At 65.7% G+C, this 23,786-nt stretch carries 22 protein-coding genes; 4 read left to right on the plus strand and 18 right to left on the minus strand.

Features of this window, described 5'->3' with window-relative positions; translation table 11 throughout:
* Window positions 1–369: 369 nt before the first annotated feature.
* From hutG to AC1DS3_RS23895, 11 genes are all read right to left on the minus strand, one after another.
* A complete protein-coding gene (gene hutG, locus AC1DS3_RS23845; protein ID WP_441636652.1) occupies window positions 370–1,185 on the minus strand; it encodes an N-formylglutamate deformylase in 816 nt (271 codons plus the stop codon).
* Window positions 1,186–1,285: 100 nt separating this feature from the next.
* Window positions 1,286–2,686, minus strand: coding sequence for a formimidoylglutamate deiminase (locus AC1DS3_RS23850; RefSeq protein ID WP_477128089.1), 1,401 nt, complete (start codon window positions 2,684–2,686; stop codon window positions 1,286–1,288).
* A complete protein-coding gene (hutI, locus tag AC1DS3_RS23855) occupies window positions 2,683–3,975 on the minus strand; it encodes an imidazolonepropionase (RefSeq protein WP_477128090.1) in 1,293 nt (430 codons plus the stop codon). The genes AC1DS3_RS23850 and hutI overlap by 4 nt, the downstream gene beginning before the upstream one ends.
* The gene (locus AC1DS3_RS23860) at window positions 3,972–4,583 is read right to left on the minus strand and encodes a HutD/Ves family protein (protein WP_477128091.1); all 612 of its coding nucleotides are present in this window, start codon (window positions 4,581–4,583) and stop codon (window positions 3,972–3,974) included. The genes hutI and AC1DS3_RS23860 overlap by 4 nt, the downstream gene beginning before the upstream one ends.
* Window positions 4,580–6,301 (minus strand): urocanate hydratase, encoded by a 1,722-nt coding sequence (hutU, locus tag AC1DS3_RS23865; protein WP_477128092.1) that lies wholly within the window; start codon window positions 6,299–6,301, stop codon window positions 4,580–4,582. The genes AC1DS3_RS23860 and hutU overlap by 4 nt, the downstream gene beginning before the upstream one ends.
* 167 nt (window positions 6,302–6,468) lie before the next feature.
* Window positions 6,469–8,049: a histidine ammonia-lyase gene (gene hutH, locus AC1DS3_RS23870; protein ID WP_441636642.1), complete on the minus strand. Its 1,581-nt coding sequence runs from the start codon at window positions 8,047–8,049 to the stop codon at window positions 6,469–6,471.
* Between the two features lie 76 nt (window positions 8,050–8,125).
* Complete coding sequence (gene hutC / locus AC1DS3_RS23875; protein WP_477128093.1) at window positions 8,126–8,899, minus strand: histidine utilization repressor; 774 nt, start codon at window positions 8,897–8,899, stop codon at window positions 8,126–8,128.
* Between the two features lie 15 nt (window positions 8,900–8,914).
* The gene (locus AC1DS3_RS23880) at window positions 8,915–9,694 is read right to left on the minus strand and encodes an ABC transporter ATP-binding protein (protein ID WP_441636640.1); all 780 of its coding nucleotides are present in this window, start codon (window positions 9,692–9,694) and stop codon (window positions 8,915–8,917) included.
* Window positions 9,691–10,563 (minus strand): ABC transporter permease, encoded by an 873-nt coding sequence (locus tag AC1DS3_RS23885; protein ID WP_441636638.1) that lies wholly within the window; start codon window positions 10,561–10,563, stop codon window positions 9,691–9,693. The genes AC1DS3_RS23880 and AC1DS3_RS23885 overlap by 4 nt, the downstream gene beginning before the upstream one ends.
* Before the next feature lie 13 nt (window positions 10,564–10,576).
* Window positions 10,577–11,548, minus strand: coding sequence for an ABC transporter substrate-binding protein (locus tag AC1DS3_RS23890; protein ID WP_441636636.1), 972 nt, complete (start codon window positions 11,546–11,548; stop codon window positions 10,577–10,579).
* Between the two features lie 455 nt (window positions 11,549–12,003).
* On the minus strand, window positions 12,004–12,984 hold the full coding sequence (locus AC1DS3_RS23895) for an NAD-dependent epimerase/dehydratase family protein (RefSeq protein WP_441636634.1): 981 nt from the start codon (window positions 12,982–12,984) through the stop codon (window positions 12,004–12,006).
* Window positions 12,985–12,993: 9 nt separating this feature from the next.
* Between AC1DS3_RS23895 and AC1DS3_RS23900 the strand changes: the two genes are divergently transcribed.
* Entirely contained in the window at window positions 12,994–14,067 is a 1,074-nt protein-coding gene (locus AC1DS3_RS23900; RefSeq protein WP_477128094.1) for a CDP-6-deoxy-delta-3,4-glucoseen reductase, read from the plus strand.
* Between the two features lie 265 nt (window positions 14,068–14,332).
* A complete protein-coding gene (locus tag AC1DS3_RS23905) occupies window positions 14,333–15,373 on the plus strand; it encodes an aminotransferase class III-fold pyridoxal phosphate-dependent enzyme (RefSeq protein WP_477128095.1) in 1,041 nt (346 codons plus the stop codon).
* Between the two features lie 109 nt (window positions 15,374–15,482).
* Here AC1DS3_RS23905 and AC1DS3_RS23910 read toward each other — a convergent pair whose 3' ends face one another.
* The 7 genes from AC1DS3_RS23910 to AC1DS3_RS23940 all read right to left on the minus strand — a co-directional run bounded on the left by AC1DS3_RS23910 (window position 15,483) and on the right by AC1DS3_RS23940 (window position 22,681).
* Entirely contained in the window at window positions 15,483–16,199 is a 717-nt protein-coding gene (locus tag AC1DS3_RS23910; RefSeq protein ID WP_441636630.1) for an ABC transporter ATP-binding protein, read from the minus strand.
* Window positions 16,200–16,214: 15 nt separating this feature from the next.
* Window positions 16,215–16,991: an ABC transporter ATP-binding protein gene (locus AC1DS3_RS23915; RefSeq protein WP_477128096.1), complete on the minus strand. Its 777-nt coding sequence runs from the start codon at window positions 16,989–16,991 to the stop codon at window positions 16,215–16,217.
* A 13-nt stretch (window positions 16,992–17,004) separates the two neighbouring features.
* The gene (locus AC1DS3_RS23920; RefSeq protein ID WP_441636626.1) at window positions 17,005–18,165 is read right to left on the minus strand and encodes an ABC transporter permease subunit; all 1,161 of its coding nucleotides are present in this window, start codon (window positions 18,163–18,165) and stop codon (window positions 17,005–17,007) included.
* A gap of 13 nt (window positions 18,166–18,178) precedes the next feature.
* A complete protein-coding gene (locus AC1DS3_RS23925) occupies window positions 18,179–19,114 on the minus strand; it encodes a branched-chain amino acid ABC transporter permease (RefSeq protein WP_477128097.1) in 936 nt (311 codons plus the stop codon).
* A gap of 208 nt (window positions 19,115–19,322) precedes the next feature.
* Window positions 19,323–20,528: a branched-chain amino acid ABC transporter substrate-binding protein gene (locus AC1DS3_RS23930; RefSeq protein WP_477128098.1), complete on the minus strand. Its 1,206-nt coding sequence runs from the start codon at window positions 20,526–20,528 to the stop codon at window positions 19,323–19,325.
* A 641-nt stretch (window positions 20,529–21,169) separates the two neighbouring features.
* Window positions 21,170–22,132 (minus strand): 4-hydroxy-3-methylbut-2-enyl diphosphate reductase, encoded by a 963-nt coding sequence (gene ispH, locus AC1DS3_RS23935; RefSeq protein ID WP_441636621.1) that lies wholly within the window; start codon window positions 22,130–22,132, stop codon window positions 21,170–21,172.
* 51 nt (window positions 22,133–22,183) lie between these two features.
* Complete coding sequence (locus AC1DS3_RS23940; protein ID WP_477128099.1) at window positions 22,184–22,681, minus strand: FKBP-type peptidyl-prolyl cis-trans isomerase; 498 nt, start codon at window positions 22,679–22,681, stop codon at window positions 22,184–22,186.
* A 90-nt stretch (window positions 22,682–22,771) separates the two neighbouring features.
* Between AC1DS3_RS23940 and radC the strand changes: the two genes are divergently transcribed.
* Window positions 22,772–23,446, plus strand: coding sequence for a RadC family protein (gene radC, locus AC1DS3_RS23945; RefSeq protein WP_441636617.1), 675 nt, complete (start codon window positions 22,772–22,774; stop codon window positions 23,444–23,446).
* Between the two features lie 200 nt (window positions 23,447–23,646).
* Window positions 23,647–23,786 (plus strand): 50S ribosomal protein L28 (gene rpmB / locus AC1DS3_RS23950; RefSeq protein ID WP_477128100.1); only part of this gene is annotated, 140 nt, incomplete at its 3' end.

The following is a 23,786-nucleotide window of genomic DNA, read 5'->3' on the forward strand; positions in this document are numbered from 1 at the left end:
AGGGTCAACCCAGTACAGCTGGAACACATGCTTTGCAATATCCAGCCCAAATGTCATAGCATTCATTTCGGGTCCCTCCGTTCCTGTAGTGGTGGTGACATCTTCCACTCTGGCACATTGCGATGCCGTTCGGTCTGGAGGCCCCCCCCCTCTCATCAGACTCTTTTCTGCCTGACCCACACTACCGTCTCGCCACCTCGCGCTCCACTGCGGGGACGGGGCGCGTTCATACCATCTTYTCTTTACGAGTAAAGARAAGTGACATCTCACACGTTCCAAAACGGCCAACACCGTACAGCCGCGACAGCAGCTAGAAGCAGTAAAACCCCGCCCACAAGAGACACCCCCGCGTCAGCGGGGCTAGAAGCCTTAACGCGCTTCCACGTACCCCAACACCGTCTCCAGCATCGTCTTCAGCGTGGGCTGAATGCGTGTGGCCCGCGCTTCGTCATAGGCAAAGGGATAGGTCTCGCTCATATAGGCCGACTGCGTCAACTCCAGCTGCACGGCTTGCACGCCCTGGGCCGGCGCCCCGTACTGCCGCGTGATATAGCCACCCTTGAAGCGCCCGTTCAGCACCGACGTATAGCCAGGCAACGCGCCCGCGATATCCAGCAACTGGTTGGCCAGCGCGGCGTCGCAGCTGGCACCATTGGCGGTGCCCAGGTTGAAGTCGGTCAGCTTGCCTTCAAAAAAGCGCGGCAGCACCGAGCGGATCGAATGCGCGTCCCACAGCGCCACGGTACCGTGCTCGGCGCGCAAGCGGGCCAGTTCCCCGGCGAGCGCGCCGTGGTACGGACGCCAGATGGCGTCGCGGCGCGCGGCGATTTCATCGTCGGCGGGCAGGCTGCCGGCGTCGGCGTAGATCGGCGTCTTGTCGAAGGTATCGACCGGGCACAGGCCGGTGGTGTCCTGGCCGGGGTAGAGATTGGCGTTGTCGGGCGGGCGGTTCAGGTCCACCACGTAGCGCGAGTGGGTGGCCACCAGGATGGAGGCGCCGAGCTCGCGCGCGAAATCGTACAGGCGCTCCAGGTGCCAGTCGGTATCGGGCACGGTGCGTGCCTCGGCGGTCAGCCGGTCGGACACGGAGGCCGGCAGGTGGGTGCCGACGTGCGGCATCGACACCAGCATCGGGCGCGTGCCGCGATGCAGGGTGAAAGCGGGGGTATCGGTCGAGAAGGCCATGTTTTCTTGTTTGCTACTTTGCAACATAAAGGCGCAGTGCCCATCAATGCGGGCCTGAAGCTTGTAGCGTCAAGCGTCAGGCCGCGTGGTGCACCGGGTTTTAGTCAGTCAGCAGGCTTGCGCGCGCAGCGGCGAAGCGCTTGCCAGCGTCGGCCTGCAAGGCGTGCATACCATGCTGCACGCGCGTGCGGCCCGCCGTGCGGACTTCCGCTAGTGTCTCATGCCCATGGTTGGTGAACACATGGACCGCCAGCGCCTGGCTGCCCGACAAACCCGAGAGCGTGGCATGCGCGCCGTCCAGCACGACGAAATCCGCCTGCTGCCCGACAGCAATCGCGCCGATATCCCGGCCCGACGCGCGCGCGCCGCCAAAGGCCGCATCGAGGTAAAGGCGGTCCGCCACCTGCTTGTGCGCGTCCGATGCCAGCACATTGCGCTTTTGCAGCGCCAGCCGCTGGCCGTACTCGAACAGCCGCAGCTCTTCCACCACGCTGACGCTGGCGTGGCTGTCCGAGCCGATGCCCCAGACACCGCTCTGCCCGAGGTAGGGCGCGGCATCGAATACCCCATCGCCCAGGTTGGCTTCGGTGGTCGGGCAGATGCCGGCCACCGCGCCGCTGTGCGCCAGCCGCCGCCGTTCGTCCCAGTCCAGGTGCGTGGCATGCACCAGGCACCAGCGCGCGTCCACCTCGGCATGGTCGAGCAGCCACGCCACCGGGCGTGCGCCAGTCAGCGTGATGCACTCGTCGACCTCGCGCTGCTGCTCGGCGATATGGATGTGCACCGGCGCTGTTGCATCCAGCGCGCGCAGGCCCGCCACGGCGTCGGCAAGGCTCTTCGGCGGCACCGCGCGCAGCGAGTGCGGGGCAAGTCCCAGGCGGGCCTGGCCATGGCATTGCGGAGCCAGCCGGCCAAGCAAGGCGAGCATGGCGTCAGTCTCATGCAGGAAGCGGCGCTGATCCGGCACCGCGGGCTTGCCGCCGAAGCCGGCCGTCTGGTACAGCACCGGCAGCAGCGTGATGCCGATGCCGGCCGCCTGCGCGGCGCGCAGCAGGCGCAGCGACATCTCGGCGGGGTCGGCGTAAGGCTTGCCGTCCGTGTCGTGATGCACATAGTGGAATTCGCAAACGCTGGTGTAGCCCGCGCGCAGCATCTCGATATAGAGCTGCGTGGCGATGGCTTCCAGCGTATCGGGCGAAAGCCGCAGCGCGAAGCGGTACATCAGCTTGCGCCAGCTCCAGAAGGAATCGCTCTCCTGGCCGTCGGCCAGTGTCTCGCTGCGGAACTCGGTCAACCCGGCAAAGCCGCGCTRGAAGGCGTGCGAATGCAGATTGGGCATGCCCGGCAACAGCGGCCCGGCGGCGCGCGGCACGTCCACGGCGGGTTCCGCGCCGGCCTGCACCGTCGTAAATGCGCCGGCGTCGTCCCAGGCCAGCAGCACATTGCTGGCCCAGCCGGTGGGCAGCAAGGCCTGCGTGGCGAACAGGCTTCCGGCGCTCATGGCCGCACTCCTTGCGCTAGCGTGGCGGCGGGATAGACCTTGCCCTGGCGCACCACGGCGGCGGCCGGATTGCGCCCGAACCAGTAGGCCAGCTCGGCCGGCGAATCGACATGCCACAGCACGAAATCGGCGGCGCGCCCGGCGGCCAGCAAGCCGTGCCGGCCGGCCGCGCCCAGCGCGCGCGCGGCGTGCGTGGTGACACCTGCCAGCACTTCCGGCACGGTCAGCCTGAACAGGGTGCACGCCATATTCATCATCAGCAGCAGCGAAGTGACGGGTGACGTACCGGGATTGTGATCGGTGGAGATCGCCATCGGCACGCCATGCCGGCGCAGCAGGTCGATCGGCGGCAGGTTGGTGTCACGCAGGAAATAATAGGCGCCAGGCAGCAAGACCGCCACCGTGCCCGACTCGGCCATGGCAACGACGCCGGCCTCATCCAGGTGTTCCAGGTGATCGGCCGACAGCGCGCGGTAACGCGCCGCCAGCGCGGTGCCACCCAGGTTGCTGAGTTGCTCGGCGTGCAGCTTGACGCGCAAGCCGTGGCGCTCGGCGGCCTGGAACACGCGCTCGGTCTGCGCCAGGCTGAAGCCCACGGATTCGCAGAAGGCGTCCACCGCATCGATGAGGCCCTCTTCGGCCAGCGCGGGCATCATGGTTTCGCACACCAGCGTGATGTAGTCGTCGGCGCGGCCCGCGTATTCCGGCGGCAGCGCGTGCGCGCCGAGGAAAGTGGTGTGCACCGTCACGCCAAAGGCCTCGCCCAGGCGGCGCGCCACGCGCAGCTGCTTGCGCTCGCTGGCGAGGTCCAGGCCGTAGCCGGACTTGATCTCCAGCGTGGTCACGCCTTCGGCCAGCAGCGGCGCAAGACGCGCGCCGGCCAGCGCGAACAGCGTGTCTTCATCGGCGGCGCGGGTGGCGCGCACGGTGGAGACGATGCCGCCGCCGGCGCGCGCGATTTCCTCATAGCCTGCACCAGCCAGGCGCATGGCGAATTCATCGGCGCGCTGCCCGCCATACACCAGGTGGGTGTGGCAGTCGACCAGGCCCGGCGTGATCCACGCGTTGCCGGCATCGTGGCGCGGCAGCGCTGCGTACGCCTGCGGCAKCTCGGCCTGCGTGCCGAGCCACGCGATGCGGCCTTGCTGCACGACCAGCGCGGCGTCACGGATGGCCTTGGCGGGATCCCCGTCGGGCAGCAGGTGGCAGCGATGCCAGACGCCGTCGGCGGACTTGGCAGATTCAGTGGACGAAGCGGTAACGGCGGCCTGCGCCGGGTTCAGGTTCATTGCGGGTTCTCCAACTCCAGTTCCAGGGTGACGCACAGGCATAGCGCGGGCTCCGACATCGCCTGCAGGCGATATGGCACCGCCACGCCTTCGGCAAACAGCATGCCGTCGTCGCTCGCCAGCACGGCTTGGCCGCCCTGGCCGGCAACGCCGTGGCGCCATGCCCCCTCAACCACAAACAACAGCACCACTTGCGCGCCGGGCGCGATCGTGAACTCGCCGCGCGCCGCGACCACGCTCGCGCGGCACTGGCCGCGCCGCGTCATCACATTGAAGTCCCGCGTGGCGCCATCCAGCAGCGTGGCCTGCACGCCGCGCTCGCCGGCAAAGGCAAAGGGCTCGCCAACGGCATCGAGGCGATGATCGAAGCTGCCATCGTCAGCCAGCAGGCGTACGCCCTCGCCGTCCAGCAGCACGATCTGGCGATCGATGCCGGGAAAAGCGGAGAACGGCCCATCGGCGGCGATGTCGGCCACGCTCACGCGCCACAGGAAGGCGTCCATGCCGGCGCMCGGCGGCCACGCCGCGATCTCGCGGGTGACGCCGCCGCCGTTCTTCCAGGGCCGCGCAGCCAGCGCGCCGAGCGAGAAGCGTTCGACGCCGTTCATACGCCTGCCCCCTTCGGCACCATCGGCAGGTTCAGGCCCTTCTCATGGGCGCAGTCGATCGCGCTTTCGTAGCCGGCATCGGCGTGGCGCATCACGCCGGTGGCCGGGTCGTTCCACAGCACACGCTCGATGCGCTTAGCCGCGGCGTCGGTGCCGTCGCACACGATCACCACGCCCGAATGCTGCGAGAAGCCCATGCCCACGCCGCCGCCGTGATGCAGGCTGACCCACGTGGCACCGCCCGCGGTGTTGAGCAGCGCGTTGAGCAGCGGCCAGTCGGACACCGCATCGGAGCCGTCGCGCATGGCTTCGGTCTCGCGGTTGGGGCTGGCAACCGAGCCGCAATCCAGGTGGTCGCGGCCGATCACGATCGGCGCCTTCAGCTCGCCGTTCTTCACCATCTCGTTGAAGGCCAGGCCCGCGCGGTGGCGCTCGTCCAGCCCCACCCAGCAGATGCGCGCGGGCAGGCCCTGGAAGGCGATGCGGTCGCGCGCCATGTCCAGCCAGCGGTGCAGGTGCGCGTCTTCGGGGAACAGCTCCTTCATCTTGGCATCGGTCTTGTAGATATCCTCGGGGTCTCCCGACAGCGCGACCCAGCGGAAGGGGCCCTTGCCGCGGCAAAACAGCGGGCGGATGTACGCCGGCACGAACCCCGGGAAATCAAAGGCATTGGCCACGCCCTCGTCAAAGGCGACCTGACGGATGTTGTTGCCATAGTCCAGCGTGGGCACGCCCATCTGCTGGAAGGCCAGCATGGCCTGCACGTGCTTGACGATGGAGGCCTTGGCGGCGGCCTCGACCGACTTGGGATCGGCCGTGCGCGCGGCTTCCCATTGCGCCACCGTCCAGCCCGCCGGCAGGTAGCCGTTGACCAGGTCGTGCGCCGAGGTCTGGTCGGTGACGATGTCCGGGCGCATGCCGCCGGCCTGCGCCCGCTTGACSAGTTCCGGSAWGATCTCSGCRGCRTTGCCGAGCAGRCCGACGGAGATGGCCTGCTTGTTGCGCGTGGCTTCTTCGATCATGGCCAGCGCTTCGTCGATGCTGGTGGCCTTCTTGTCGACATAGCGCGTGCGCAGGCGGAAGTCGATACGCGACTCCTGGCACTCGATGGCCAGCACACAAGCGCCGGCCAGCACGCCGGCCAGCGTCTGCGCGCCGCCCATGCCGCCGAGACCTGCCGTGAGGATCCACTTGCCGGTGAGATCGTTGTTGTAGTGCTGGCGGCCGGCTTCGACAAAGGTTTCGAAGGTGCCCTGCACGATGCCCTGCGTGCCGATATAGATCCACGAGCCGGCAGTCATCTGGCCGTACATCATCAGGCCGGCGCGGTCCAGCTCGTTGAACTTGTCCCAGGTGGCCCAGTGCGGCACCAGGTTGGAGTTGGCAATCAGCACGCGCGGCGCGTCGGCATGGGTGCGGAACACGCCCACCGGCTTGCCGGATTGCACCAGCAGCGATTCTTCCTCGCCCAGGTTGCGCAGGCTATCGAGGATGGCATCGAAGCACTCCCAGTTGCGCGCCGCCTTGCCGATGCCGCCGTACACCACCAGGTCCTGCGGGCGCTCGGCCACATCGGGATCCAGGTTGTTCTGGAGCATGCGGTAGGCGGCTTCGATCAGCCAGTTCTTGCAGTGCAGCTCGGTGCCGCGCGGCGCGCGGATCTCGCGCTGGCCGCGCGGGGGTGCCGCCTTGGTGAATTGATGTTCGTTGGCGTTCATGTCTGGTTCTCCTGCGTGTTGGGTTCAACCCTGCGCTGCGGTGATTTTTGGGGCCTCGCATTCGGGGGCGCCCGCCCTCTCCCGTCACGGGGATAGAGTTGGGGAGAGGGGCGGTTTGACTAGGAGCCACTTGAAGCGAAGCCAATTGTTTTCTTCAGCACGGCGGCTTACGCCACGCCCACCTGCGACGGCAGCACCTGGCGCACCGACTCGGGCCAACCGGCACCCGCATCGCCCTGCTGCACCCACAGCTTCATCGCCTCGATATCCGGCGCGAAGTAGCGGTCGCCTTCCACGAAGGCCACGCGCTCGCGGATGCGCGCGATCTCGGTCTCGATCAGCGGCGAGGATTCCAGCGGGCGGTGGAACTCGATGCCCTGCGCGGCGGCCATGGCTTCGATGCCGACCACCACGGCGGTGTTCTCCGCCATATCGCCCAGGCGGCGCGCGCCGTAGGTGGCCATCGACACATGGTCCTCCTGGTTGGCCGACGTCGGCAAGCTGTCCACGCTGGCAGGGTGCGCCAGCGACTTGTTCTCGGAGGCCAGCGCGGCGGCAGTGACCTGCGCGATCATGAAGCCCGAATGCAGGCCGCCGTCGCGCACCAGGAACGGCGGCAGGCCGGACAGGCCGGTATCGAGCAGCAGCGCGAGGCGGCGCTCGGAGATCGCGCCGATCTCGGCGATGGCCAGCGCGATGATGTCGGCGGCAAACGCCACCGGCTCGGCGTGGAAGTTGCCGCCCGAGATCACGTCGCCCTGCTCCGGGAACACCAGCGGATTGTCGGACGCGGCGTTGGCCTCGATCTGCAGCACGCGCGCGGCGTGTTGCAGGTTGTCCAGGCAGGCGCCCATCACCTGCGGCTGGCAGCGGATGGAGTACGGGTCCTGCACGCGGCCGCAGCTCACATGCGAGTCCACGATCTTGCTGCCATCGAGCAGCGTGCGCACTGCGCCGGCCACGGCAATCTGGCCGGCCTGGCCGCGCGCGGCGTGGATGCGCGCGTCAAACGGCTTGACCGAGCCTTTGATGGCTTCGAGCGACAGCGCGCCCGCCACCAGCCCGGCAGCGAAGATGTCTTCGGCGGCAAACAGGCCCGCCAGCGCCAGCGCGGTGGAAACCTGCGTGCCGTTGAGCAGCGCCAACCCTTCCTTGGGGCCTAGCGTGAAGGGTGCCAGGCCAGCGTGGGCCAGCCCTTCGGCGGCCGGGCGGCGCACGCCGTCGATCATCACCTCGCCCACGCCGATCAGCGTGCACGACATATGCGCCAGCGGCGCGAGATCGCCGGACGCCCCCACCGAGCCCTTGGCCGGAATGCACGGCGTGACGCCGGCGTTGGCCAGCGCCAGCAGCGCCTCGATGATTTCGGGACGGATGCCGGAATGGCCGCGCGCCAGGCTCACGGCCTTGATCGCCAGAATCAGCCGCACGGTGTCGCTGTTCAGGTCCGCGCCGGTGCCCACGCTGTGCGACAGCACCAGGTTGCGCTGCAGCTCCGCCAGCTTGTCATGCGCAATGCGCGTTTGCGCCAGCTTGCCGAAGCCGGTGTTGATGCCGTAGACCACCGCATCGGCGTCGATGATGTCCTGCACGGTGGCCTGGGATGCGCGCACGCCAGCCCACGCGGATGCATCCATCGCCAGGCTCACTTCGCCGCGATGGATGCGGCGCAGGTCGGCCAGCGTGACGGAGCCGGGCTGCAAGGTCAGCAGCGGGCGGGAAGTTTGGTTGGCTTGGGTGGCGCTCATTTGTATGTCCCTGTCTATACAGCCGGGTTCGTGCGTTGGCTGGTGGATCTGAAAAAACTAACGGCCCTCGGCGGGTTCAGCCGAAGGCCGGATTGCCATCGGCGCGGAATCGGCTGCCTAGGCGGTAACGGTTGCCTGGGTGCAGGCAACGTACAAAGGTCACGGGGGTGCCGCCCGTCCAGGTGCGGCGGGTCAGCAGCAGGCACGGCTGGGTAGCCGGCATTTCCAGTTGGGTGGCCTGCTCCGCCGTGGCGGAAATGGCATCGACCACGTGTTCGATCTGGTCGTAGGGCACATGGCGCAGCAGGTATTCGCCCGGCTTCACCGCATCGGCGGCAGCGAAATCCTGGTTGATGAAGTCCGGCGCGACGCGCKGGTTCACATAGCGGTCTTCGAGCTGCACCGGCACGCCGTCCTCGCGGTGCACGCACACGGAGTGGAACACCGATTCACCGGTGCGCAAGTCCAGCGCGGCCGCGACCTCGATGGAGGCAGCCACGCGTTCCACCACCATGACGTCGCAGGCGTAGTCGTGCCCGCGCATGCGGATCTCATCCTGCAGGTTGACCACGTTGAGCAGCGTCGACTGCGGCTTGTGCTCCGCCACGAAGGTTCCCACGCCGGCCACGCGCACCACCCTGCCCTGCTCGGCCAGCTCGCGCAGCGCGCGGTTCACCGTCATGCGCGACACGCCAAAGCGCGTGACCAGTTCCTGCTCGGATGGCACGCGGTCGCCCGGCTGCYACGCGCGGCTCTGGATATGGCGCGCGATGTACTCCTTCACCTGCTGGTAGAGCGCGGCGGGAGTGGCATCGGGAACGCCCCGGCGGTTGGCGGTGGCAGCTTTCATGGCTTGGCTGGCAACTCAGTGCTCCGCGGAGGCCATGGCCTCGGCGCGGATTTCCTCGGTCAGCACCGCCTTGAGTTCCGAGAACGCCGGCGAGGTCTTGATCGTGTAGTGGCGCGGGTGCGGAAAATCCACGTCGATGGTGCGCTTGATGCGCCCCGGCCGCGCCGAGAACACGGCAACGCGGTTGGCCATGAAGATGGCCTCGTCGATATCGTGCGTGACGAACAGCACCGTCTTGCGCGAGGCTTCCCAGATGCCCAGCAGCAGTTCCTGCATCAGCACGCGGGTCTGGTTGTCCAGCGCGCCGAAGGGCTCGTCCAGCAGCAGGATCTTGGGGTCGTTGGCCAGCGCCCGGGCAATGGCCGTGCGCTGCTGCATGCCGCCCGAGAGCTGCTTGGGGAAATGATGCTCGAAGCCGCGCAGGCCCACGCGCTGGATAAAGAAGTCGCTGCGCTCGCGCTGGCCGGCCTCGCTCATGCCGCGCTCGCGCAGGCCAAAGCGCACGTTCTGCTCGATGGTCAGCCACGGGAACAGCGTGTACGACTGGAACACCATGCCACGCTCCGCGCCCGGGCCGGTGACTTCCTGCCCGTCGAGCAGCACGCGCCCGGTGGTGGGCGTATCCAGCCCGGCGACGATGCGCAGCAGCGTGGACTTGCCGCAGCCCGAGGGGCCGAGGATGGTGACGAAGTCGTTGTCCGCCACTTCGAAATCGGTCGGCTGCAACGCCAGGGTCTGGCCGCCGCGCGGATTGACGAAGGTACGCGAGACCTGCTGGATGGACAGCGCGCTCATTTGATCGAACTCCACGGGAACAGGCGCTGGTTGGCCAGCTTGAAAGCCAGGTCGGAGACCAGGCCGATGCAACCGATCACGATAATGCCGAAGATGATCTGCCCGGTGTTGAGCAGCGCCTGGCTGTCGGTGATCATGTGGCCAATGCCGGAGGACGAGCCGATCAGCTCGGCGACGATGACATAGGTCCAGGCCCAGCCCAGCACCAGGCGCAGGATCTCGGCGATTTCCGGCGCGGCGCCCGGGATCAGCACGCGCCGCACGATGCCACTGCTGTTGGCGCCCAGCGTGTAGGCCGCCTCCACCAGGTCGCGCCGTGCGCCGCCCACCGTCACTGCCACCATCAGCACGATCTGGAAGAACGAGCCGATAAAGATCACCAGTACCTTCTGCGCTTCGCCGATGCCGGCCCACAGGATCAGCAGCGGAATAAAGGCCGACGCCGGCAGGTAGCGGCAAAACGAGACGAAGGGCTCGAAGAACGCCTCCGCCGCCTTGTACGCGCCCATGAAGATGCCCAGCGGCACGGCCAGCACAGCGGCCAGCACGAAGCCGCCCAGCACGCGCCATACCGTCATGCCGATGTCGCCGATGAAGTTGTACTCGGCGAACAGCAGCACACCTTCGTGGGCCATGGTCATCGGGTCGGCCAGGAAGGTGCGCGGCACCATGCCGCCCAGGGTCACCGCCGCCCACACGGCAAAGAACACCACAAAGAACGACAAGCCCAGGACCCAGCGCGCACGCTGGGTGACCGGCGCCAGCGGCGCCATCCAGGGATGCCGGCGCGCGGCCGCCGGAGTCACCGCGGCGGGAGCGGGCGTTGTAGCCGCACCGGCGGCGGGCGAACCAATGTGAACCTGCGTCATGGCACCGGCCTCGTTACTTGATAAAGCGCGCGTCGTACAGCGCCGTGACGTCCGGCACCTGGCGAATCACGCCGATCTCCAGCAGCACCTGCGCCGCTTCCTTGCTGAAGCTGGCCAGCTCGCCGCCGAAGAATTTGCGGTTGGCGTCACGATCCTGCCAGCGCAGGTAGGCGGACGACTTGGCGAACTGCTCGCCGCTTTGCTTGACCGCCGCGCCCATGATGTCGTTAGCCTTGGCCGGGTCCTGCTTGATCATGTCGAGCGCTTCGAAGTAGCTGTCCACCAGCGCTTGCGCGGCCTTGGGGTTGTCCTTGAGCCACTTGGGCGCGCAGCCCAGCGTGTCCATCACCATCGGGTAGTCCAGCGTGGTGGCGAGGATCTTGCCCTTGTCCGGGTTCTGGCGCACCGACGACAGGTACGGCTCATACGTCATGGCAGCATCGTTCTGGCCCGAGACGAAGGCCTGCGCGGCGGCTTGCGGCGACAGCGTGGTGGTCTTCACGTCCTTCAGGCTCATGCCGTTCTTCTTGAGCATCCAGGCCAGGCCGAAGTAAGGCGCGGTGCCCGGCGCGTCCACGCCGATGGTCTTGCCCTTGAGGTCGGCAAAGCCTTTGACGTCACCGCGCACGGCCAGGCCATCGGCACCGTAGGACTTGTCGAGCTGCACGATCTGGGTGATGGGCACGCCGTTGGCGTTCCAGGCCACATGGGTCTCGACCGTGGTGGCAGCGCACTGGATGGCGCCCGAGGCGAGTGCCAGGTGACGGTCCTTCTGCGGAATCATCTTGATGTCGACGTCGACACCATGCTTCTTGAAGATGCCGGCCTTGTCGGCCAGCGTCAGCGGCGCGAAGCCAGTCCAGCCGCTCATGCCGAGCGTGACCTGCGTGGCTTGCGCTTGCGCGGTGCCTGCGGCACCCAGCGTGGCGACGACTGCTGCAACGGCGGCGGCTAGCGGCTTACCGCTACGGATACGAAATCCCATCTTCCTGGCTCCTTTGGTGTGATGCGAACGAGGCCGCGCCAGCGTTGGCGGCGGCCGGACCGCCCGGCTCGGGCGGCGCCGTACTTGCGGCGCCGGTCATTTGCCAGGCAATTTAGCAACGCTGTATATACAAGTCAATGCGGTAGTTAACCCGAGGCGAAACGCAGAACTGGCGTGGCCGGCACTTACGCACCGCCGGGCCTGGAACGGCACGAAACGAGCACAAAACCGCGACGTTACGGGATCAGGCCGGGTGCCCGCCGATGCCCGCTGGCGGGGCATCCGCCCCTTGCCGCATTCGCCTCCGCGCACCAGATCCGCGCACAGCTACGCCGAATGCATCACTTGCTGTCTATACAGGATCGAGCGGCAACACCAATGCAAGCGGCGTGCCACGGGGCGCCGCCGGGATGCGAAAGGAACGCGCTCCCGGGCGATCCCGAGGGCACCCGAATTCAGGCGTCGAAAAAGGAGGCCACGGTGGGATAGCGCAGCCGCAGGCGCAGCTCGCGTTTGAGACGGGCGTTTTCCAGCCGGCGCGATTCGCTCATGAAGCTGAGCAAGGTTGGCTCCACGGCTTCGCGCAGTTGCGCGCGCGCAAGGCGCGGCGGGCGGGGCAGGCCGCGGCGGTCGGCCACCAGGTCGAAGTAATCGGCCATGCGCATTTCCGAATCGTCGCTGGCATGCACCACCCGCTGCGAGCGGCCGCGGAACAGCGACGCCACCATGGTGCGGGCCAGGTCCAGGGCATGGATGTGGTTGGTATAGACGTCGTCCTGCGGCGCCAGCGCCGGCGTGCCCTTGGCCAGGCGGGCCAGCGGCAGCCGGTCCTCGGCATAGATGCCGGGAATGCGCACGATGGAAGCACGCCAGCCGGCATGGCGGCCAAAGTCCCGCACGGCCTGCTCGGCCGCCACGCGGCGCCGGGCGCGCGCGGTTTGCGGGCGCACCGCCTGCGATTCCGCCAGCCTGGCGCCGCCCCGGTCGCCATACACGCCCGAGGTGCTGGCATAGACGAACGCGGGCGGCGCGGCGCTTCGGCCAGACCTGCCGTAGCGGCGGTCGGGTAGAATAGCGGGCTTGGCAGACCATCCGCCAGGCCGCGCGGCGGACTGCCGCCAGGCACCGCGCCGCAAGGCGCGCAGCAGCGCCAGCGTGCGGGGATCGCTCTCGCCGCGGGACGGCGGCGGCGCCAGGTGCAGCACCTTGTCGGCCAGCCCGGACAGACGCGCCAGCGTGGCGGGCCGGTCCAGGTCGGCTACCAGCGGCACGGCGCCGTTGTCCCGCAGTTCAGTGCGGCGGGACGGCTGCGAAGTGATGGCAAAGACGCGCCAGCGCGTCGATAGAATACGCAGGCAACGCGTGCCCACATCCCCACAGCCAACGATGAGTAGGCGCGGGCGACCCAGGCGGCGTCGCGACAGATTTTTGCTCATAGAGTGATTATGGCTTATCAAGTTACCGTCATGCCCAGCGGCCGCACGTTCGAAGCGGCCGCGGATGAAACCATCCTTACCRCGGCCCTGCGCCACAGCATTGGCCTGCCCTACGGCTGCAAGAACGGCGCATGCGGATCCTGCAAGGGCCGTGTCACCGCTGGCGGCATCGAGCAGGGCGATCATGCCGCTTCCGCGCTGTCCGCGCAGGAAAAGACCGAGGGCCGCGCGCTGTTCTGCTGCGCCAAGCCCACCTCGGACATCACCATCGAATGCCGCGAGGTGCAAGGCGCCGGCGACATCCCCATCAAGAAGGTGCCGTGCCGCGTCGCCACGCTGGAACGCGTGGCCGACGACGTCATCGTGACCCGCCTGCAACTGCCCGCCACCGAGCGCATGCAGTTCCTGGCCGGCCAGTATGTCGAGTTCCTGCTGCGCGACGGCAAGCGCCGCAGCTACTCCATCGCCACGCCACCGCACCAGGATGGCCCGATCGAGCTGCACATCCGCCACATGCCCGGCGGCACCTTCACCGACTACGTGTTCGGCGCCAGGGAAGGCCAGCCGGTCATGAAGGAGCGCGACATCCTGCGCTTCGAAGGCCCGCTCGGCAGCTTCTTCCTGCGTGAAGACTCCGACAAGCCCATCATCCTGCTGGCCTCAGGCACCGGCTTCGCGCCGATCAAGGCCATCGTCGAGCACGCGGTCTACACCGGCATCACCCGCCCGATGACGCTGTACTGGGGCGGGCGCCGCCCGCACGATCTCTATATGCACGCGCTGTGCGAGCAATGGGCGCGCGAGCTGCCCAACTTCCGCTACGTGCCGGTGATCTCCAACGCCCAGGACAGCGACGACTGGGACGGCCGCACCGGCTTTGTCCACGAGGCCGTGATGGAAGACCATCCCGACCTGTCCGGTTTCGAGGTCTACGCCTGCGGCGCGCCGGTGATGATCAACGCCGCGCGCAAGGACTTTTCCCTGCGCTGCGACCTGCACGAGGATGCCTTCTTCGCCGACTCGTTCACSTCGGAAGCGGACATGCATCCGGCAGGCTCGGTACCGGCGGCACCGGCGGCCTGAGCGCCCCGCTGCCGTTCCCAAGCTACAACAATGCCCGGCTCCGCCAAAATTCGTTTTGACAGCCGGGCGCATGGCCCTTATATTGGCGGCCATGAACTACGCTATCAACAACCGACGCAGCTACCGTACGTCGCTCCCCACCGGGGTGCCTCGCGGCTGACCGTCCATAGCTTCTGTTCAGGTCAACAAGCCACGGGCAATCCCCGTGGCTTTTTGTTTTTCTGCTCTCCTCTCCCCTGTTTCACGCCGACCCCTGGAGTCCGCCATGGCATTTGCTGAGTACCCCGTCCAATCCCTGATGTACATCACCAACCGGCCCGAGCTCGTCTTTACCGAAGGCAAGGGCTCGTGGCTCACGGATCATAACGGCAAGCGATACCTGGACTTCGTGCAAGGCTGGGCGGTCAACTGCCTGGGACACTCCAACCAGGCCATGATCGACGCGCTGGTCGACCAGTCGAAGAAGCTGTTCAACCCCAGCCCGGCGTTCTACAACGAGCCCATGCTCAAGCTGGCCAGGCAACTCACCGATGCCAGCTGCTTCGACAAGGTGTTCTTCGCCAACAGCGGCGCGGAAGCCAACGAAGGCGCGATCAAGCTGGCGCGCAAATGGGGACGCAAGCACAAGAACGGCGAGAAGCTGATCAACGACAAGACCGTGGCCATCATGCTGGAGCCGGTGCAGGGCGAAGGCGGCGTGATCCCCGCCTCGCGCGAATTCATGCAAGGCCTGCGCAAGCTGGCCGACCAGCACAAGCTGCTGTTCATCGTCGACGAAGTGCAGACCGGCTGCGGCCGTTGCGGCACCATGTTCGCCTATGAGCTGTCGGGCGTGGAGCCGGACATCATGACGCTGGGCAAGGGCATTGGCGGCGGCGTGCCGCTGGCAGCCCTGCTGTGCAAGGCCGAAGTCGCCAGCTTCGAAGCCGGCGACCAGGGCGGCACCTACAACGGCAACCCGGTGATGACGGCCGTTGGCAGCGCCGTGATCTCGCAGCTGACCGCGCCCGGCTTCCTGCAAAGCGTGCAAGAAAAAGGCGCCTACCTGCGCGAGCAGTTGCTGGCGCTGACGTCCGAGTTCGGCCTGGGCGGCGAGCGCGGCGAAGGCCTGCTGCGCGCACTGGTGCTGAACAAGGACATCGGCCCGCAACTGGTGGAAGAAGCGCGCGACATGCAACCGCAAGGCCTGCTGCTGAATTCGCCGCGCCCCAACCTGCTGCGCTTCATGCCCGCGCTGAACGTGACCATCGAGGAAATCGACCAGATGATCGGCATGCTGCGCACGCTGCTGAAAAAGCTGGCCTGAGGCTCGTCCTGAGGCCGGCGCGCCGCCGGCCCGGCACCATGAAAAAAGCCCCGCAAATCGCTTGCGGGGCTTTTTCCTTGCAGCAAACTGCAGCGTCACTGGCGCAACATCACTCGCCCAGATATGCCGCGCGGACCTTCGGATCGTCCAGCATCTGCTTGGCGTCACCGCTCATGGTGACGAGACCCGACTCCATCACATAGCCGCGGTGGGCGGCCTGCAGCGCCAGCCGCGCGTTCTGCTCCACCAGCAACACGGTCACGCCCAGCGCGGAGACGTCGCGCACCACCTCGAAGATCTTCGCGACCATGATCGGAGACAGGCCCATCGAGGGCTCGTCCAGCAGCAGCAGCTTGGGCTGGCTCATCAGCGCGCGCGCCATGGCCAGCATCTGCTGCTCGCCGCCCGACATCGTGCCGGCCAGCTGGTTGGCCCGCTCCTTGAGGCGCGGGAAGATGCCGAACATGCGGTCGATGTCGGCCTTGATGCCGGCCTCGTCGGTGCGCGTGTAGGCGCCCATCTGCAGGTTCTCGGTGATGGTCATGCGCGCGAACACGCCGCGGCCTTCCGGCACCATCGCCAGCCCTTGCTTGAGCAGCGTGTAGCTGGGCACGCCCTTGATGGACTTGCCCATGTACTCCACATCGCCGCCCGCCCAGCCCTGCAGGCCGGTGATCGCCTTCATGGTGGTGGTCTTGCCGGCGCCGTTGGCACCGATCAGCGTGACCAGTTCACCGTCCTTGATCTCGAGATCGATGCCCTTGACCGCCTGGATGCCACCGTACGCGACCTTCAGGCCGGATATCTTCAGTAGTGTTTCTTTCATTGTGTCTTTCCCCCGTCAGTGCGCCGGGGTACCGAGGTAAGCCTCGATCACCGCTGGATTGCTCTGGACTTCGTGCGGCAGGCCTTGCRCGATCACCTTGCCGTAGTCGAGCACGGTCAGGCGGTTGCACAGGCCCATCACCAGCTTCACGTCGTGCTCGATCAGCAGGATGGTCTTGCCATCGCTGCGGATCTTGTCGAGCAGGCCGCGCAGTTCCACCTTCTCGGTGGCGTTCATGCCGGCTGCCGGCTCATCGAGCGCCAGCAGCTTGGGCTCGGTGGCCAGCGCCCGCGCGATTTCCAGGCGGCGCTGGTGGCCGTAGGACAGGTTGCGCGAGGTGAAGTGCGCGTACTTGCCGATGCCGACATAGTCCAGCAGGTCGTGAGCCCAGTCTTCCACCGACTCTTCTTCGCGCCGCACCGAGGGCGGACGGAATACCGCGCCAAGCAGGCCCGCCTTGGTGCGCACGTGCCGGCCCACCATCACGTTTTCCAGCGCGGTCATCTCGCCGAACAGGCGGATGTTCTGGAAGGTGCGGGCAATCCCGGCCTTGGCGACTTCGTGCACGGCGGTCGGCTGGTAGGCCTTGCCGCCCAGCACGAACTCGCCGGAGTCCGGCGTGTACAGGCCGGTAATCACGTTGAAGAAGGTGGTCTTGCCGGCCCCGTTGGGACCGATCAAGCCGTAGATCTCACCCGGCTCGATCTGCAGGCCCACATCGGACAGTGCCTGCAGGCCGCCGAATCGCTTGTTGACCCCCTGTACCGACAGGAGGAGATTCTCGTTGCTCATGATGTCCTCCTGGTCAGAAACGGCCAACGCTGCCCGGGCGGCGGATCACCGGCCGGTCTTCCTTGCGCGGCGACGGCCACAGGCCCGCCGGGCGATACAGCATCACACCCACCAGGGCCAGCCCGAACAACAGCTGGCGCAACACTTCGGCGTCGACGATGGTATGGCCGAAGAGCATGTTCTGCGCCGGCTCCGCCACGGCGCGCAGCAGTTCCTGGAAACCCACCAGCAAGATACCGCCCAGGATCACGCCAGGAATGTGACCCATGCCGCCCAGCACCACGATGGCCAGGATGTAAATGGACTCCCACAGCACAAACGACTCAGGCGACACGAAGCCTTGGAAGGCGCCGAACACCGCGCCCGACGCGCCGCCGAACGACGCGCCCATGGCAAAGGCCAGCAGCTTGATGTTGCGGGTGTTGATGCCCATCGCCTTGGCGGCGATCTCGTCTTCGCGGATGGCCACGAAGGCGCGGCCGATGCGCGAGTTCTGCAAGCGCAGGCAGATGAACACGATGGCGATCACCAGCACCACCAGCAGGTAGTAGTACATGAACACCGGCGTGAACTTCAGCCCGAAGATCTCGTGCGACTTGGAGAAATCGAAGCCAAAGATGTGGACCGGATCCACCGCGGTGATCCCCTTCGGGCCATTGGTGATGTTGAGCGGCCGGTCGAGGTTGTTCAGGAAGATGCGGATGATCTCGCCAAAGCCCAGGGTCACGATAGCGAGGTAGTCGCCGCGCAGCTTKAGCGTTGGCGCGCCGAGCAGCACGCCGAAAGTCGCCGCCACCAGCACGGCCAGCGGCAGCACGAACCACATGGAGACGTGAAAGCCATGCGGGAAGAGCTGGTGGATCCACTCGAACTGGTTGGCCAGGTGGGGCGAGCCCAGCAAGGCCATCATGTATGCGCCGACGGCATAGAAGGCGATGTAGCCGAGGTCGAGCAGGCCGGCAAAGCCCACCACGATGTTCAGGCCAAGCGCCAGCATGATGTAGATCAGCGCGAAGTCGAGCACGCGCACCCAGTAGTTGCCGCCCAGCGTCTGCACCAGGAACGGGGCGCACAAGGCGATGACCAGGAAGCCAAGCAACGCGGCCATGGTCTTGGCCGGCGTCTTGGTCAGCGGCGCAGCCTGCGCCGCCGGGGATGGAATCGGGGTATTCATGGATTCTCTCTCCTTAGGCGCGTTCGGAAACCCGCTCGCCCATGATGCCGGACGGACGGAATACAAGGACGATGATCAGCACGATGAAGGCGAACACGTCCTGGTAGTTGGAGCCAAACACCCCGTTGGTGAGATCGCCGATATAGCCGGCGCCCAGCGCTTCGATCAGGCCCAGCAGCATGCCGCCAACCATGGCGCCGGCAAGGTTGCCGATGCCGCCCAGCACCGCGGCGGTGAACGCCTTCAGGCCCGGGATGAAGCCCATGTAGAAGTGCGCATTGCCGTAGTTGGTCGCCATCATCACGCCGGCCAGCGCGGCCAGCGCCGCACCGATCATGAAGGTGGCCGAGATCACGAAGTTCGGGTTCACGCCCATCAGCCCCGYCACCTTCTGGTTCTCGGCGGTGGCGCGCATCGCGCGGCCCAGCTTGGTGCGGTTGACGAGGGTCAGCAGGCCCGCCATGACCATCAGCGCCATGCCGATGATGACGATTTCCTTGCCCGTGATGGTGGCGCCGGTCGAACCGATATCGATCGGCGACGAGGGCAGCAGCTGCGGGAAGGTCAGCGGGTTACGCGACCAGATCATCATCGCCAGGGTCTGCAGGATGATGGACACACCGATGGCGGTAATCAGCGGGGCTAGGCGGGGCGCGTTGCGCAACGGCCGGTAGGCAACCCGCTCGATGGTGTAGGCCAGCGCGGCGCAGACCGGCATGGCAATCAGCGTGGCAATCACCAGCGTGAGCCACTCCGGCAAGCCGGGGAAGAATTTCTGCAAGCCAAGTATGGCTGACAGGGCGGTCAGCGCGCCGATCATCAGCACGTCGCCGTGGGCGAARTTGATGATSCCSAGAATGCCGTAGACCATGGTGTAGCCSAGTGCGATCAGCGCATAGATGCTGCCGAGCACCAGACCGTTCACGATCTGCTGGATAAAGATATCCATGAAAACTCCTTGCTTCCGTCCAAATTCCCTCGACATGGTGTGGATGTCGGGGGGACGTTGATATGTGGGTGGTTTGGTAGTGTCGATATTTGCTGGTAAGCGGCCTGCCTACTCCACCCATGGTAAGGATGCTGCACGTATGGCAAGGCTAAAAAAACGGCACCGCAACATACTCGCGGTGCCGTTCGGATGGGCCGGTAAGCCCGGTTTACATCTTCACGACGTCAAGAACGGTCTTCTTCTTGTCCTTGTACTCGTACAACGTGATGGTGCCTTCCTTCATGTCGCCCTTTTCATCGAAGGCGATGTTGCCGATCAGGCCCTTGTAGTTCGTCTTGGGCATCTCGGCCAGGATGGCCGCCGGCTCGGTCGAGTTAGCGCGCTTCATGGCGTCAACGATGACCATGACGGCGTCATAGGTGAACGGTGCGTAGATCTGCACCGGCGCATTGAAGCGAGCCTGGTAGCGCTTGTCGAAGTCCGCGCCCTGTTCCATCTTGGACAGTGCCAGACCGGCTTCCGAGCAGATGATGTTGGACACGGCGTCGCCGGCCAGCTCAGCCACCTTGTCGGTACAGACGCCGTCGCYGCCAACGATCTTGGAGCTGATGCCGAGTTCCTTGGCCTGCTTGGCGAACGGGCCGCCAGTGGCGTCCATGCCGCCGTACATGATCACGTCGGGCTTCTTGCCCTTGATCTTGGTCAGAATGGCCTTGAAGTCGGTAGCCTTGTCGTTGGTGGCTTCACGTGCCACCACGTTCACRCCCGAAGCCTTGGCAGTCTTCTCGAACTCGTCGGCCAGGCCCTTGCCGTAGGCAGTGGCATCGTCGACGATGGCCACGGTCTTGGCGTGCAGGCTCTTGGTGGCGTAGTTGGCCAGTGCCGGACCTTGCTGGGCGTCGGTGGCCACCACGCGGAACGTGGTCTTGAAGCCTTGCTTGGTGTAGTCGGGGTTGGTCGACGACGGCGAGATCTGCACGATGCCAGCATCGCTATAGATCTTGGAGGCCGGAATCGATACGCCCGAGTTCAGGTGGCCAACCACGGCCACGACCTTGGCGTCCACCAGCTTCTGCGCCACAGCCGTGCCCGTCTTCGGGTCGCCTGCGTCGTCTTCGCCGACCAGCTCGAGCTTGATCTTCTTGCCGTTGATCTCCAGGCCGGTCTTGTTGACTTCTTCCACGGCCAGGCGGGCGCCGTTTTCGTTGTCCTTGCCAAGGTGAGCGATGCCGCCGGTGAGCGGTGCCGCATGGCCGATCTTTACTACGACATCGCCACTGCCTGCTGCCGGCGCGGTGGCCGCCGCAGGAGCCGATGCTGCCGCATCAGCGGGCTTTTCTTCTTTCTTGCCACAAGCAGTAACCAGCGCCACTGCGGCTGCGATCGGCAGAATCTTGGCAAACGTGATTTGCATGAGTGATCTCCTAGGATTCACATGATCAGGGTAAACCAACGCCCCCCGGACGTTTCCCTGAACCGCCTTAGTTTAGTTTCAATTTGAAACGCGCGAATTGTATTCCCTTTTTATACGGATGCAATATGCGACGCAACAACCTGAAGGATTAACCCACCAAATGAGCTAGGGAATTTCCCCAATGCACACATTGGGGCAATTCCCACCTACATGGAGGCTAGCCGTTGATACTAACAAGATTCGTGCCTACCGCTTGCCCCAGGTTGGTTTTGCAGCCTTTAAGTCACTTCGCAGGGACGCGTATTAAATAGGTGTTTCATTTAATATCAACAGTCCCATTCAAATACAACGAGCGAGTGCGCCGGCACCATAATAGGGAAATCCCCAATTACAGGGATTTCCCTTATTTGTCTTTTCGGACAGACAGGTATATGGCCGTTCATGCCGGGCTTGCGCATTATCCAAGGGACAGCAGGCAATATAGAGTGCTATATATTGGTGCAACCCTGGCGAGAGAATGGTGCGCGAAGGCGTGCAACCGGCGCGCGCGAGGTGCGCCTGCCGGGCAGAAGCGGCTACGCAAAAAGCAACGGCCCGCTAGAGCGGGCCGTTTTGCCAGACGGTCAGGTGAAGCAGGCTGATCAGGCGGACGTGGCCTGTTGCAGGCCGCGCGGCAAGGGGAACGACATCTTCTCCTCGATCCCGTCCAGCGCGCGCACGTTGCGCGCACCCAGAAGGTGCAGGCGCGCGACAATGGCCTGCGCCAGTGCCTCGGGGGCGGAGGCGCCGGCGGTCAGGCCGATGCGGCGCTTGCCCGCGATCCATTCCGGCTGGAGCTGATCGGGCGAATCGATCATGTAGGCCGGCACGCCCAGGCGCTCCGCCAGCTCGCGCAAGCGGTTGGAGTTGGAACTGTTGGGGCTGCCCACCACGATCACCACCTCCACCTGGGGCGCCATGAACTTCACGGCATCCTGGCGGTTCTGGGTGGCGTAGCAGATGTCTTGCTTCTTGGGCTCGCGGATCAGCGGGAAGCGTGCCTTGAGCGCGGCGACGATCTCCAGCGTTTCGTCCACCGACAGCGTGGTCTGGGTCACGAATGCCAGGCGCTCGGGATCCGTGACTTGCAGCTTGGCGACATCCTCGGAAGACTCGACCAGCAGCATGCCGCCTTCGGCCTGCCCCATGGTGCCCTCGACTTCAGGATGGCCCTTGTGGCCGATCATGATGATCTCGCAGCCCTCGGTGCGCATCTTGCCGACTTCCACGTGCACCTTGGTCACCAGCGGGCAGGTCGCATCGAATACGTTCAGGCCGCGCACGGTGGCGTCGGCGCGCACTTCCTTGGATACGCCGTGGGCGCTGAAGATCACGGTCGAGCCGGGCGGCACTTCCTCGAGCTCCTGCACGAAGACCGCGCCCTTGCGGCGCAGGTCCTCCACCACATAGGCGTTGTGGACGATTTCGTGGCGCACGTAAATCGGCGCGCCGTAGCGTGCAAGGGCACGCTCGACGATCTCGATGGCGCGATCCACGCCGGCGCAAAAGCCGCGCGGCTGCGCCATCAGGATCTCGGCATCGGGGGCTGTGGTGGGTTCAGACATGCAAGGATTCGACTCAAGGGTGCCGGCACGACGGCCCGGCCGGTGGTCTGCTTAGAGAATGCCGATCAACTGGACATCGAACAGAATGGTCTGTCCGGCCAGCGGGTGGTTGAAATCGAACAGCGCCGACGTCGTGCCGATCTCCTTGAGCACACCGGCGTACTTACCGCCGCCGGGCGCGTTGAACTCAACCAGGTCGCCCGGCGCGTAGTCCTCTTCGAACGACGAGTTCTCGCGCAGCGTCGCCAGCGAAACCCGTTGCAGCAGATCGGGGTTGCGCGGGCCGAAGGCGTGCTCCGGCGCCAGCCGGTAAGTMATGCGCTCGCCCTCCGGCATGCCCAGCAGCGCCTGCTCCAGTGTAGGCGCGAACTGGCCTTGTCCAAGCAGCAGCGTGGCCGGCTTCTCCGCGAAGGTACTGACGATCTCAGTGCCATTCTCCATGGAGATGCTGTAGTGAAGGGTCAGGAAGGAGTCCGCCTGCACGGTCTTGCGGACATCCACGGTGCCGTCCCCATCCGCCGGGCCGGAAGCAAAAGTTTGCAAAGTCATWGGTGCTCAACCAGTCAACAACCCGTATTGTAAGCGACTCGACCGAGCGCCGCCTTGTCCGCGGTGCCATTGTTCCGAGGGGATCGTGCCATGCGCATTACCGATTGGCCCAGCAACGAGCGGCCACGCGAGAAACTGCTGAGCGGCGGGGCCGCCACGCTCTCAGACGCCGAGCTGCTTGCCGTGTTCCTGCGCGTGGGTGTGGCGGGAAAAAGTGCAGTTGACATCGCCCGGGAGCTGCTGAACGATTTCGGCACGCTCAGCAGCCTGTTTGCGGCGGACGCCGGGCAACTGGCACGCGTCAAGGGCGTCGGCAGCGCCAAGTACGCGCAGTTGCAGGCGGCCCGCGAGCTGACCCGGCGCGCGCTGGGCGAGCAGCTGCAACTGCCCGGGGCACTGGATTCCCCCACGGCGGTGCGCGACTACCTGCGCCTGTCACTGGCGGGATTGACCTACGAAGCGTTCCTGTGCCTGTTCCTGGACGCGCGCAACCGCCTGCTCGCCAGCGAGGAGCTGTTTCGCGGTACGTTGACCCAAACCAGCGTCTATCCGCGCGAGGTTGCCCGTAAGGCACTTGCGTATAACGCCGCGGCGGTCATCGTGGCGCACAACCACCCGTCGGGGAACACCACGCCCAGCGCCGCCGACCTCACCATGACCCGCGCGCTGTCCCGCTCCCTGGCCCTGATCGACGTGCAAGTTCTTGACCATTTCATCGTCGCAGGTAGTAACATCCACTCCTTCGCCGAACACGGCCAGCTGTGATGCAGGATGCGATGCGTGTTGTGATGCGCACCGCACGGATGCACACTCCTGAACGGTAAACGAGAGAAGGCATTGATTCACCAGTGCTTTCCGGTCTATAATGCTCGTTTGCTGAAGTCTCAACCGCTGCAGTMCGGGCCAGCGCGCCTTTTGTTGATCTGTTGCGAACATTGTCCACGTAGAAGAGTTAGGAGTGCTTCATGGCACGCGTCTGTCAAGTGACCGGGAAAGCGCCGATGGTCGGCAACAACGTTTCCCACGCAAACAACAAGACCAAGCGTCGTTTTCTGCCCAACCTGCAGAATCGTCGTTTCTTTGTTGAATCGGAAAACCGCTGGGT

This window comes from Cupriavidus sp. 01L46, assembly GCF_056399905.1.